This is a genomic window from Candidatus Halocynthiibacter alkanivorans (assembly GCF_003333265.1).
GTDB lineage: Bacteria > Pseudomonadota > Alphaproteobacteria > Rhodobacterales > Rhodobacteraceae > Halocyntiibacter_A > Halocyntiibacter_A alkanivorans.
On sequence record NZ_QOLB01000080.1, the window covers coordinates 1 to 11,572 of the forward strand.

At 57.6% G+C, this 11,572-nt stretch carries 11 protein-coding genes and 1 pseudogene; 4 read left to right on the plus strand and 8 right to left on the minus strand.

Translation table 11 applies throughout. The annotated features are described in order from the left end of the window. From DWA01_RS09135 to fliP, 4 genes and pseudogenes are all read left to right on the plus strand, one after another. A pseudogene (locus DWA01_RS09135) lies at positions 1-267 on the plus strand (hypothetical protein); the annotation flags it as partial. Then, positions 267-878 carry a FliH/SctL family protein gene (locus tag DWA01_RS09140; RefSeq protein ID WP_114285542.1) on the plus strand — a complete coding sequence of 204 codons (612 nt, stop codon included), beginning with the start codon at positions 267-269 and terminating at the stop codon, positions 876-878. The pseudogene DWA01_RS09135 and the gene DWA01_RS09140, both read left to right, overlap by 1 nt. A 1-nt stretch (position 879) precedes the next feature. Next, complete coding sequence (locus tag DWA01_RS09145) at positions 880-1,164, plus strand: FliM/FliN family flagellar motor switch protein (protein WP_114285543.1); 285 nt, start codon at positions 880-882, stop codon at positions 1,162-1,164. Next, on the plus strand, positions 1,165-1,896 hold the full coding sequence (gene fliP, locus DWA01_RS09150; protein WP_114285544.1) for a flagellar type III secretion system pore protein FliP: 732 nt from the start codon (positions 1,165-1,167) through the stop codon (positions 1,894-1,896). Between the two features lie 381 nt (positions 1,897-2,277). Here the strand turns inward: fliP and DWA01_RS09155 are convergent, their stop codons facing one another. From DWA01_RS09155 to xylF, 8 genes are all read right to left on the minus strand, one after another. Beyond that, positions 2,278-3,381: a flagellar basal body P-ring protein FlgI gene (locus DWA01_RS09155; protein ID WP_114285545.1), complete on the minus strand. Its 1,104-nt coding sequence runs from the start codon at positions 3,379-3,381 to the stop codon at positions 2,278-2,280. After that, a complete protein-coding gene (locus DWA01_RS09160; RefSeq protein WP_114285546.1) occupies positions 3,378-4,394 on the minus strand; it encodes a flagellin in 1,017 nt (338 codons plus the stop codon). The genes DWA01_RS09155 and DWA01_RS09160 overlap by 4 nt, the downstream gene beginning before the upstream one ends. Positions 4,395-4,396: 2 nt before the next feature. Further along, a complete protein-coding gene (gene flgK / locus DWA01_RS09165) occupies positions 4,397-5,857 on the minus strand; it encodes a flagellar hook-associated protein FlgK (protein WP_114285547.1) in 1,461 nt (486 codons plus the stop codon). Between the two features lie 29 nt (positions 5,858-5,886). Beyond that, positions 5,887-7,212 carry a flagellar hook protein FlgE gene (locus DWA01_RS09170; RefSeq protein WP_114285548.1) on the minus strand — a complete coding sequence of 442 codons (1,326 nt, stop codon included), beginning with the start codon at positions 7,210-7,212 and terminating at the stop codon, positions 5,887-5,889. A gap of 88 nt (positions 7,213-7,300) precedes the next feature. Continuing rightward, positions 7,301-8,131 (minus strand): OmpA/MotB family protein, encoded by an 831-nt coding sequence (locus DWA01_RS09175; protein ID WP_114285549.1) that lies wholly within the window; start codon positions 8,129-8,131, stop codon positions 7,301-7,303. Between the two features lie 136 nt (positions 8,132-8,267). Next, a complete protein-coding gene (locus DWA01_RS09180; RefSeq protein ID WP_114285550.1) occupies positions 8,268-9,026 on the minus strand; it encodes an ATP-binding cassette domain-containing protein in 759 nt (252 codons plus the stop codon). 13 nt (positions 9,027-9,039) lie between these two features. Beyond that, complete coding sequence (locus DWA01_RS09185) at positions 9,040-10,305, minus strand: sugar ABC transporter permease (protein WP_114285551.1); 1,266 nt, start codon at positions 10,303-10,305, stop codon at positions 9,040-9,042. Between the two features lie 143 nt (positions 10,306-10,448). After that, the gene (xylF, locus tag DWA01_RS09190) at positions 10,449-11,480 is read right to left on the minus strand and encodes a D-xylose ABC transporter substrate-binding protein (protein WP_114285552.1); all 1,032 of its coding nucleotides are present in this window, start codon (positions 11,478-11,480) and stop codon (positions 10,449-10,451) included. Positions 11,481-11,572 lie beyond the last annotated feature (92 nt).

An 11,572-nucleotide genomic window follows, 5' to 3' on the forward strand; every position in this document is an offset into this window, starting at 1 on the left:
ATGGCCAGCATTCAGATCGCGCAGCCCCAGGCGGCGATTCCAATCCCGGAAATGCCCCCGATGATGGGCGGTTTGCCGGCACTGAACGGGGAGATAGACGACAGTTTTGCCCCGCCACAAATGGCTGTGATGACAGATTTCGATCTCGGTGACGGGGCTAGTGGCTCAGATGATCCGGTCGCGCGCCTGCGCAAAATGATCGGCGAACGCCAGGACGAAACCGTTGAGATTCTGCGGAGCTGGATGGAAGAAGAGGAGTCGGTATAGTGGCATTACTGTTCCCACTTGAGGATTTCAGTCAACCGGCAGAACAGCAGCCCGGTGCCGGCAGCACCGCTGCCGAACCACCTGCGCCGACCCCGGAACAGGTCGAAAACCAACGCATGGCCGCCTATGAGCAGGGGTACCAGGCCGGCTGGGATGACGCCACCCGGGCGGAATCCCAGGAACAGTCACGGATCCGCGCCGATTTTGCCCGCAATTTACAGGACCTGGGTTTCACCTACCACGAGGCGCGCAGCCATGTGATGCGCGCAATGGAACCGCTTCTCAATGAAATCGTCTCAAAAGTTCTGCCCTCAGTGATTGCGGAGACCCTCGGCCAGACCATTCTGGAAGAATTGATTCCGATGGTCGAACAGGCGTCTGATACACCGATCGAAGTGGTGATCAACCCCGGCAACCGCGCAATGCTGGAAACGCTGATTACCGATTCTGTCAGCGTGCCGATCAGCATCGTCGAAGAAGAAAGCCTGGCTGACGGCCAAGTTTATCTGCGCATGGACAATATCGAAAAACAAATCGACATGAACAATGTGCTGGACCGCATTGGATCCGCGATCGGTTCAGTCTATGAAATAAACAAAAAGGCAAGTTGATATGGATGATATGGCACAGGATGCAGGCGGTGCAGCAAACCCGTTCACCCAGGTTCCGGTTGAAATTTCGATCATAGTCGGCAAGGCCCGGCCGCTGATCAAAGACCTGCTGAAGCTGCAGCCTGATTCCGTTCTGCCACTGGACCGGCGCATCGAAGACCCGGTAGAGCTCTATGTCGGCGACAAGCTGATTGCCCGGGGTGAGCTGCAGGAAATGGAAGGCGACGACGCCGGGCAACTGGCCGTGCGGCTGACCGAAGTTGCCGATCTGAAGAACGGCTTGTAAATGCGCCTGCTCTTTTTTGTTGCCGGGTTGATCGCCCTGTCTGCGATGCCCTCCATGGCCCAGGAAATCTCCATAGATATGGGCGGGGATGGCGGCACACTGGCCGGGCGTTCGATCCAGCTGATCGTGCTGATCACCCTGCTGAGCATCGTGCCCGGCCTCGCGGTGATGATCACGTGTTTCCCCTTTATCGTCACGGTGTTATCGATCCTGCGTCAGGCCATCGGCCTGCAACAGTCGCCGCCCAATATGCTGATCGTCAGCCTGGCGATGTTTCTGACTTATTTCGTGATGGAACCGGTGTTCGTGCAATCCTGGACCACCGGGGTACAGCCGTTGATTGACGGGGCTATTGATGTCGAGGCCGCCTTTCCGCTGGTGATGGACCCGTTCCGCGGCTTTATGAGCAACCGGATTAATCCCGACACGTTCAGAGAGTTGGCCAGCCTGCGTCCCCAGGCTCCCGGGCTGGAAGTCATTAACGGTGACACGCCGCTGTCCGTGCTGGTACCCTCCTTTTTGCTGAGCGAGATCGAGCGCGCCTTTCAGATCGGTTTTCTGGTGTTCCTGCCCTTTCTGATTATCGACCTGGTGGTGGCAGCAGTTCTGATGTCGATGGGGATGATGATGGTGCCGCCCGCGATTGTGTCATTGCCGTTTAAGCTGGCATTTTTTGTGGTCGCCGACGGCTGGAGCCTGGTTTCCGGCGCCCTGGTGCGAAGTTACTTCTGACCAGAAGCTATACGCGACAAACAGCCCCCGCATTACAATCCGGGGCGCGCGCGCCGCCAGCCTCCATGCCTTCCCCCCTGTGCTCCTACTTTCCGTGCCAAGTGCTTTCGCGGGCGCGCGCGCCCTGTACTGCAGGTCCGGCGCCCGAAAATCCGGGTAGTTACAGGGGATGCGCCATTGGCCCCGCGCCGTGGGTATCAATACATGAGCCTGCATTGACCTGCCCGGCCGCTGACTTGCCCCCCCACAGGTTGCGAAAGTGGTGACCACACTGAAACCACCGCAGGGCGCCAGCGCGTCCCACTCAAACGCTCCGGGAAATGCCACAGGGGCCGCCCTGTTCCGGAGCGGCCCCTTCCTGATATCAACTGCGCGCCGGCGTTACTGCACGATAAATTCTGCTTGCAACGCCCCGGCTGCTTTGATGCTTTTAAGGATGTCGATCATATCGCGCGGCGACACACCCAGCGCATTCAGCCCGGCGATGACTTCCGACAGACTGGTCCCCTCCTGAACCTGCGCCAGGCCGGTGCCGGGTTCTTCCTCGATGGCCGCATTGGTGCGGGGCACCACCACCGACTGCCCTTCGGCAAATGGATTGGGCTGGACCACCAGCGGCGCTTCCTCGATGCGCAGGGTCAGGTTGCCCTGGGCGACAGCAACACCGGAAATACGCACATCATCTCCCATTACAATAGTACCGGAGCGTTGATCGACCACCACACGCGCCTTGCGTTCAGGTTCGACCAGAAGATTTTCCACCTGACCCAGCGCGTGGGCCGGCGACAGGGCTTTGGTGCCGACAATATCCAGAAGCACCGTGCCTGAATCCAACATGCGCGCCACCACACGACCATAGTTTTGATTGATCACGTTTTCGATCCGCCCGGCGGTGGTGAAATCCGGGTTGCGCAGCGCAAGCCGGATCGATTTGAGCGAAGTGAAATCAAAGTCAATTTCGCGTTCGACCCGTGCGCCGTTGGGAATGGTGCCTGAAGTCGGTACCCCCTGCACCACGGAGGCCCCTTCGCCGTTAACCGAAGCACCGCCAGCAATAATTGTGCCCTGGGCCACCGCATAGATCTGACCATCGGCAGCGTTCAGCGGCGTCATAATCAGCGTACCGCCCAGCAGGGATTTAGAATCCCCAATCGCGGAGACGGTGATGTCAACCTGCCCGCCGGCGCGCGCAAACGGCGGCAGGCTGGCCGTCACCAGAACCGCCGCGACATTTTTGGGCCGGAATTGTTCGCCGGCGACGTTCACGCCAAGACGTTCGAGGATATTGGACATAATTTCTTCGGTAAAAGGCGAATTTCGCAAGCCGTCGCCGGTGCCATTCAGGCCTACAACAAGTCCGTAGCCAACGAGGTCGTTGCCACGGACCCCGTCGAATTCCACCAGATCTTTGATCCGGATCGGTACCGCCTGAGCGGGGGCGAGCCCCAGCATCAGAACGGCAAATACGATGAAAATTCTGATCATCTGAGATAGTCCACCAATGAAAGATTTCCTGCCCGCGCGGTCAGGGTATAAAGCGCTTCAAGCTGAAGCTGCACGGATTCAAGCTTTGCCGCCGTTTCAAACGGATCGGCCGAGGTGATTTCAAGATAGGCCAGCTGCATCGCCGCCTGTTCAGAGGAGTTTCGCACGGCGGCAGTATTGATGCGCGCTTCGGTTGCGCCCAGCGATGCCCGGGCCACAGACATCGTGCCACTGGCACCAAAAACATCTTCACCGGCTTTGACAAGCAGGCTGGTCTGTTCATTGACATCGCCGCCAGGCACCCCGGTCAACACCAGCGACGCCATCGCGAACCCTTTCAGCAGATCACGGATCGCCTGATCATCAGCGCGCAGTGGCATTTCGGCCACTTCGTCATCTGAAATGCGAAACGGGGTCAGATCGGTGGTCGAGCCAAGATAGGCATCGGTTTCAAAGCCACCGCCAGGGGTATCAAACCAGGCTACCACAACGGTCTGCACATCGTCAGCCGTGACCGCCCCTGAGGCCGTGACCGCCGCCGACAGGCTGGCCATGATATCATCGGCTGAGGCCAGAGGCGGGCGGTCGGTCGCAGTGCCGCCAAGCACGTAGCGCCCCGTTACCTGGGTATTGAGTCCCGCCACCACACTGTCAAAACGCATACGTGCGTCTTTGGAGGCGGCCTGAACTGCGTTGGTTTCGGGTGTATTGTTAACACCAAGAAGGGTTTGGCCCATTTCAGTGGCAATATCCTGTGCCATCTCCAGTGAGGCCTGCAGCGTTGAGGCAAACAGTGCTGCTTCGGTGTTTGCCACCGAAAACGAATCGATTGTGGCCAGTGACCGCTCCAGCGAAATCAGCGGGTTGAGGTCACCTTTCACCGAGGCGGCGATTTCGGTTTTCCGACCGGTTGACAGTTCGACCGTCAGATTCTCGAGATCCGTTTTCAGTTTTGTATTCAACTGGTTGGTGCGGAAGGACAGGGCCAGATCACCCATTGATGCGCTTTTCATAATTACAGGGACCTCATCAATGTATCGAGGAGTTCAGACAATGTCTGAATAACACGTGCGTTGGCGGCATAGGCTTGCTCAACCCGCAAAAGGTCCTGAAGCTCTTTATCGGTATCAACGCTTTCAGTGAATTCCAGCTGGGTCATCGTATTGACCTGGGAGCGGGAAAACGTGGCGTCGGCTTCTGCCGCTATAAGATCTGCGGCCACCAGCGACATGAATTCACCGGTCAATTCGGATGCCGAGCGCGACGCCGGTGAAAACGCTCCCGATGCGGCGACCCGTTTGCCTGTCAGAGCGTCAGCCATGGCATTGATCAGGGACGCGTCACCCGCCTCATTCGGCGTGGCGGCATTGATTCCGGAACGGATCCGCCAGGTGTCGCCGCCCTGAGACGGGTCAACCGCAGCGTTCAGTTTCAGACGGCCGGACAGCCCCACCTCATTCAGCGGATCAAAGGCCAGACCATTGTCGGTAAAGAGCCCGGCATCGGTGGCGCCCAGCGTCGGATCGACCGCCGGGTCCTGGAACCGGTCCACAAGGTCACGTGCGATCGCATCGACCTGGCTCTGGGCCGTAATCGCTAGCTCGTCGCGCACTTCAAACATTCCAGCCAGTTCCCCGCCGCCAACAATGCTGCGGCTGGAGTTTACTGTCACGTCCAGGCCGTTCATCGTCAGCCCGTTCAGAGTGCCGCCTGCCAGAGACATCTGCGCGTCAATAACGCCGACCGGGGTAAATCCGAATTCCGCGGCTTTGCCTTCCAGCAGCACGGCCCCGCCGCTGGAAATCAGCGCCACCTTGCCGCCGTCCCGCGGGTATTCTTTCAACGGAATCACTTCAGAAATTTTGTCGATAATCACCTGGCGCTGATCCATCAGCGCGGTGCCGTCTTTGCCCGAGGTTAATTGCTGCTGAATGGCCGTGTTCAGCTTTTCAACCTGTTGCAGATTATCGTTCAGCGTCGCCACTGTCTTAGAAATGCTCTGATCGGCATCCATGCGGATATTCTGAATTTCGTCGCTCACGCGCGACAACTCGTCCACCACATTCTCTGCAGCACTCACGACCGCGCTCAGCCGGGCATCAGAGTCCGGTTTGCTTGCGGCTTCAATCAGCGACGTTTCAAGCTGAGTCAGTGACCCGTTCAGCGAGTTGAGATCATCCGTTTTGCCCAGCACATTGCCAAGCCGTTCGTTGAAACCCACACGTTGATTGTCCAGCGCAAGCGCGCCATCTGCCAGGCGGCGATCATTGATCGCCACCTGATTTACATTGCGGGACACGCCGTCAATGCTGACACCTGCGCCGTTGCCGCCAACGGATGCCGAAGACAGCTCCATCTCGCGCCGGCCATAGCCTATCGTGTTCGCATTCGAGATATTGGACGAAACAATTTCTGCCGAACGGGACACCGCTCTCAGGCCAGACAGGGCGTTGTTCATAGCACCAGAGATACTCATCGCTATTCGCCTTTCTTATCTAACCGGAGTTATCGCTTGATGTTGGTGGTCTCCTGCAACATCTCATCCACGGTCTGAATGACCTTGGCATTAGACGAATAGGCCCGCTGCGTCTGGATCAAGTCGGTCAACTCGCTGGCCACGTCGGTGGTGGACCCTTCACGCGCATAACCGGCGGTGGTGCCGGTGGGCCCGTTGCCCGCATCCCAGAGGAAGAAGTTACCGGAGCTTGGCGACACCTGATAGGTCTGATTGTCCATGGAGGTCAGGCCGTTCGGGTTGGGCACATCCACCAGTGGGATCTGATAAATCACCCGGGTAAAGCCCGTGTCGTAAGTGGCGCTGATATAACCGGCATCGTCAATTTCAACCGTGTTCAGGTTGCCAACCGGAGAGCCATCTTTGGTCACGTTGGTCGGAGAAAAACTGGTCGCAAGCTGGGTCAGACCGTTCGGGTCATTGGATTTGCCGAGGGTAATTTCCATCGGACCGCCGTCCACGGTCAGATTTACCGTACCGGTAACGGAATCATACGCCGGGCTGGGTACACCCACCGAAATGTCGATTGGCGTAACAGCGCTCAGCGTGCCGCCACTGGTGCGGCTGTCATCAAAGGTCAGCGTATATTGCCCGACGACTGCGCCGGCCTGGGCCGAATCTTTGATCACCATGGTCCATTCATTGGACGAACCGGCCACTGGAACCGTAGGTGTGAAAGTGACATCCAGCGATTCAGACGTACCGAGGTTGCCGAAATATTCAACCGACAGAGGCAAGGTATCGCCAGGTGCGCCAGTTTCGGTATCCACCGCAGGCAGGTTCACGCCCAGGGTAATTTTTGTGGTCGGGTCACCGGCAGTTTGGTTGGCGTTAATGACAACCGGCTCAAGCCCTGCAATCGAATCGCGTGGCTGCGTCGGGATGTTGCCATCGCCATCGGCGGGCCAGCCCATCAGCACCAGACCTGTGCTGGTTTTCAGCACACCGTTAGCGTCGGTGCGAAATGAGCCGGTGGTGGTCATCATCAAAGAGTTGTTGTCCATCGCCGATCCAATGGTGGTTTCAGCAGTGACCGGCAACATGCCACGCCCGTTCACCGCGAGATCCATCGAATTGGCAGTGCCCACCACCGGACCACTGTCCTCAATCAGGCGGGTGGTCCTTGCGGACACACCACCAGCGGAATAGGTGCCGGCCCCGGCAGAACTTGAGATAACAAACGATTCGAAATTCGTGGACACACGTTTGTACCCATAGGTCGAAGAGTTTGCGATGTTATCGGCAATGGCTGCCAGCTTGGTGGCATTTGCGCTCAATCCGGCTACACCGGCATTGAGACTGGAGGAAATCGACATAATTAGCGCCTTTCTGCTGCTACGACCCCAGGTCAGCTAACAGAGTTACCCATTCTGGCTTAACAGGGCGCTAACGTGTCAACTTAATCTAAAATTGCTCTCTTAATAAGATCAGCTCTACGCGATTATTACGTGAAGACAACAGGTTACGGACGACTGGTTTGCGGTCGGCATGTCCGGCGATCCGCTGCACGCGCTCGGGGTCCAGACCCGTTTCGCTCATCAGCACCCGAATTTGCTCTGCTCGCTGAGTCGAGATTCTCCACACCGGGTTGTCTTTCAGCACCACCGCATGCGATGCCATATAGCCATTCACCGCCAAATCGTTTTTGACCATCGTCAACAGGCCCACCACCATCTGAATCAATTCACGGGTGATTTCCGTGGGTTTTGCAGTGCCCGGCTCAAACAAGGGTTCATCTTCAAGATCATAGAGTTCGATGATCAAGCCTTCATCCGTCACCCGGGTCACGATATGGCGCAGCAGTTGATCACTGGCCATGCTCTCACCGCTGAACCCCATCAACCCGTCCTGGATCGCGGAAAAACCAGCGGCCTCTTCCGCGGCGGCCCTCTCTGCCTCCGGGTCGGCTGCCGCCATATTCACGCTCGCCTGCTGCATCGCGGCCCCGACCCCATTCTGGGCCAGGGTCTCCTCGGTGAAGACGCTGTCACCACCAAAAGCGCCGTCGCCACCGCCGGAAATCCGGTTGATCGGAATTGTCGGGTTGAAATAATCCGCAATACCTTTGCGCTGTTTTTCCGTGGTGGCATTCAACAGCCACATCAAAAGGAAAAACGCCATCATCGCCGTTACAAAGTCGGCATAGGCCACTTTCCAGGCGCCCCCATGGTGGCCATCTCCGCCAACCACTTTCTTTCTTTTAATAATTATTGGTGCAAGTCCGTCCCCACTCATGCCACTACCTCATAATTCACCCAGCAATGGGAATATCAGAGGGGAGTGAATCCGCGCTTAACCTGTCAAATTGTCGGGATTTTTGGTCAAAACAAAAGACCCGCCGTGAGGCAGGTCTTGAAGCTGAATACAGAGATCAGCGTTTTTCTGCAGGATTTTTGCCCAGAATAATCATCGCCAGCAAATCATCATCGGTGACATCCGCGACGTTGACGGTGCCGACAAGTTTGCCATTTTTCATCACAGAAGCCCGGTCACACAGCTCCATTACATCATGGATGTCGTGGCTGATGAGGAAAATGCCGATACCCTCTGCTTTCAGCTTCTGGATCAGTTCAGACACCATCTTGGTTTCCTGTGGCCCAAGCGCCGCTGTCGGCTCGTCCATAATCAGAATGCGGGCGTTAAAGTAGACCGCGCGTGCAATGGCGACCGACTGACGCTGACCGCCGGACAAGGCGGATACCGGATCAGAGAATTTTTGGAAATTCGGGTTGAGCCGGCCCATGATCCTGCGGGTTTCCGCCTCCATCGCATCATCATCCACCAGCCCCAGCGACGTTACAAGCTCGCGTCCGAGGAACAGATTAGACGCCGCATCCAGATTATCCGCCAGAGCGAGCGTCTGATAAATCGTCTCGATATTATAGCTGCGCGCATCGCGGGGATTGTTGATGCTAGCCTTTTCGCCATTGATCAGGATCTCGCCACCGTCCGCACGGTAGGCGCCGGACAGGATTTTGATCAGGGTCGATTTACCGGCGCCGTTGTGCCCCAGCAGGCCGACAACTTCGCCCGCGTGCAGATGCACGTCCACATGGTCGACCGCTTTGACACCACCAAATGAGATATGGATGTCTTTCATCTCGACCAGAGGGGTTTGAATATCTTTCATGTTGCTCTCTCCCTTACAGGCCGGTCCGGCGGCGATAGACAATGTCGATATAGACGGCGAACACCAGCACCACACCGACAACAATGGCCTGCAGCGGCGCATCGACGCCCACCATGGCCATGCCGGACTGCAGTGACTGCATGATCAGGGCGCCCAGAATGGCGCCATAGATGGTGCCGACACCACCCGCGAGCGCGGTGCCTCCGATGACCGCTGCCGCGATAACGCGCAGCTCATCCAACGTGCCCAGATCATTCGCCGCTGAGCCCAGCCGGGCCGAAGCAATAATCGCGGCGATTCCCGTCAACGCGCCCATCAGCGCAAAGATTTTAACTGTCAGCAGCCTGGTATTGATGCCCGACAATTCCGCCGCTTCGGGGTTGCCGCCCGTGGCATAGACATACCGTCCGAACCGGGTGCGGCTGGCGACAAATGTCATCACCGCCGCCACCAACAGCAAGATCAGTACCGGGATGGCAATGCCATAGACCAGATTGAGACCCTCCGGAACAATTTCACCTCTGGCAGCATAGATGCGTTTCACCGCGCCTTTGGGCAAAGGATAAGAATTCATCAGCCACGTATAGCCCAGGATCAGCGCCGCCACGATGCCGCCGACGGTCAGTTCTGCCCACACTGGTTTCACCACAAAACCATGGCTTGCTTTGCGGCTGCGGCTGAGCGCCAGCAGCACCAGCGCGGCACCGGCGGCAAAGAGCCCCAGGACCCAGCTGGGCATCGCGCCGAGCGTACCTTCGGCGCCGCCACCGAGCAGTTTGAAGGTCGCATCAAGCGGTGCAACTGTCTGCCCAGAGGTGACCCACCAGGCTGCGCCGCGCCAGACCAGAAGCCCACCGAGGGTCACGATAAACGCCGGCACGGTCAGATAACCGATAATCCAGCCCTGAAATGCCCCAATGAGGCTGCCGAGCGCGATGCCAAACAGCGCGGTGATAATCCAGATCATCGGGTGGCCAGTACCCAGAAGATCCGGCAATACGAACGTTTGCAGCGCCCCCATCAGCATCCCGACAAACCCCAGCATCGCACCGACCGACAGATCGATGTGGCGGGTAACGATGACAAACACCATGCCTGTGGCCATCACCCCCACCGAGGCGGTCTGAACCGACAGGTTAAACAGGTTGCGTGCTGTCAGAAACCGGCCTCCGGTGTAAAAATCAAACACGATCCAGACCAGCAGCAACGCCCCGATCATTCCAAGGAGCCGGGTATCCAGCCCCAATTTGTCAAAGACGTTTTTTATCCCGTTTTTCATTTTCTCTCTTCCCGGAAACATTCGCCCACATGCAATATAGCACAATTCTGGCCCGGGTTGGTGACCCGCGGCGCCTGATTCATTGTGCGATAAGAGGGGGCTGGGCGCCTTCCCCGCTGACAGCGCGGGGAAGGTCAGTTGTTTTAGTTACAGGCGGCGACAGCCGCATCCGTCACACCGGCGCAAAGCGCATCTTTGGCGATCCAGCCTGCGTCGACGACATCGTTCAGATTGCCGCGTGTCACAGGAACCGGAGCGAGGAACGTCGCGTTCATGACGGTGCCCGCAGGAGAGGTCCAGGACATAGTGCCATCTACGGACATCATGTCGGCGCCACCGGCGAGAGCCACAGCGATTTCACCAGCTGCTTTGCCCAGCGCGCGCGCGTCTTTCCACACCGAAACAGACTGTGTGCCCATCGCAACGCGGTTCAGCGCCGCATGGTCACCATCCTGGCCGGACACCGGAATGCCTTCGAGACCCTGTGCGGTAAGCGCCGCAACAACACCACCTGCGGTGCCGTCATTAGAAGCCACAACCGCATCGACATTGTTGTCCTCAGCGGTCAGGATCTGCTCCATGTTGCGCTGAGCGTTGGCTGGCAGCCAGCCATCTGTATAGGCCTCAGCGACGATAGTGATGTCACCGGCATCGATCGCCGCCTGCAGAACTTCCTGCTGACCACCGCGCAGGAAATCTGCGTTCGGGTCAGTTGGCGACCCTTTGATCATCACATAGTTGCCTTTGGGCTGCAGTGCGAGCACCGCACGTGCCTGCATCCGGCCGACTTCAACATTGTCAAAAGTCAGGTAATAGGCACGGCTGTCCTCGATCAGACGGTCATAAGCCACCACAGGGATGCCTTCATCAGACGCCGCATCGACCGCAGGACCAACCGCAGAAGCATCCTGAGCCAGCACGATCAGCGCGTTCGCACCGCGTGAGATCAGCGATTCAATGTCGGACAACTGTTTTGAAGATGAGCTTTGAGCGTCTGACGAAATATAGGTTGCGCCAGCGGCTTCCAGCGCTGCTTTGATCGCAGCTTCATCGGTCTTCCAGCGTTCTTCCTGAAAGTTTGACCAGCTGACACCCACGATAAGCTCAGCGCTGTATGAGGCGGTGGAAACTGCGGCACTCAGAATGGCCGCGGCAACGACAGTAAGTTTTTTCATAATATCCTCCCAAATATACCCCCGGATTCAGCTGTGGAATCGGGGTGGTACAGGAACGCTAACAGTACTTAATTTACATGTCCAATTAAATC

Excerpts from the sequence above, each read along its gene's own strand:
- DWA01_RS09185 (WP_114285551.1), bottom strand. The coding sequence starts at position 10,305 with ATGAAAAACGGGATAAAAAACGTCTTTGACAAATTGGGGCTGGATACC.
- fliP (WP_114285544.1), top strand. The coding sequence starts at position 1,165 with ATGCGCCTGCTCTTTTTTGTTGCCGGGTTGATCGCCCTGTCTGCGATG.
- xylF (WP_114285552.1), bottom strand. The coding sequence starts at position 11,480 with ATGAAAAAACTTACTGTCGTTGCCGCGGCCATTCTGAGTGCCGCAGTT.
- DWA01_RS09155 (WP_114285545.1), bottom strand. The coding sequence starts at position 3,381 with ATGATCAGAATTTTCATCGTATTTGCCGTTCTGATGCTGGGGCTCGCC.
- flgK (WP_114285547.1), bottom strand. The coding sequence starts at position 5,857 with ATGAGTATCTCTGGTGCTATGAACAACGCCCTGTCTGGCCTGAGAGCG.
- DWA01_RS09160 (WP_114285546.1), bottom strand. The coding sequence starts at position 4,394 with ATGAAAAGCGCATCAATGGGTGATCTGGCCCTGTCCTTCCGCACCAAC.
- DWA01_RS09145 (WP_114285543.1), top strand. The coding sequence starts at position 880 with ATGGATGATATGGCACAGGATGCAGGCGGTGCAGCAAACCCGTTCACC.
- DWA01_RS09175 (WP_114285549.1), bottom strand. The coding sequence starts at position 8,131 with ATGAGTGGGGACGGACTTGCACCAATAATTATTAAAAGAAAGAAAGTG.
- DWA01_RS09170 (WP_114285548.1), bottom strand. The coding sequence starts at position 7,212 with ATGTCGATTTCCTCCAGTCTCAATGCCGGTGTAGCCGGATTGAGCGCA.
- DWA01_RS09180 (WP_114285550.1), bottom strand. The coding sequence starts at position 9,026 with ATGAAAGATATTCAAACCCCTCTGGTCGAGATGAAAGACATCCATATC.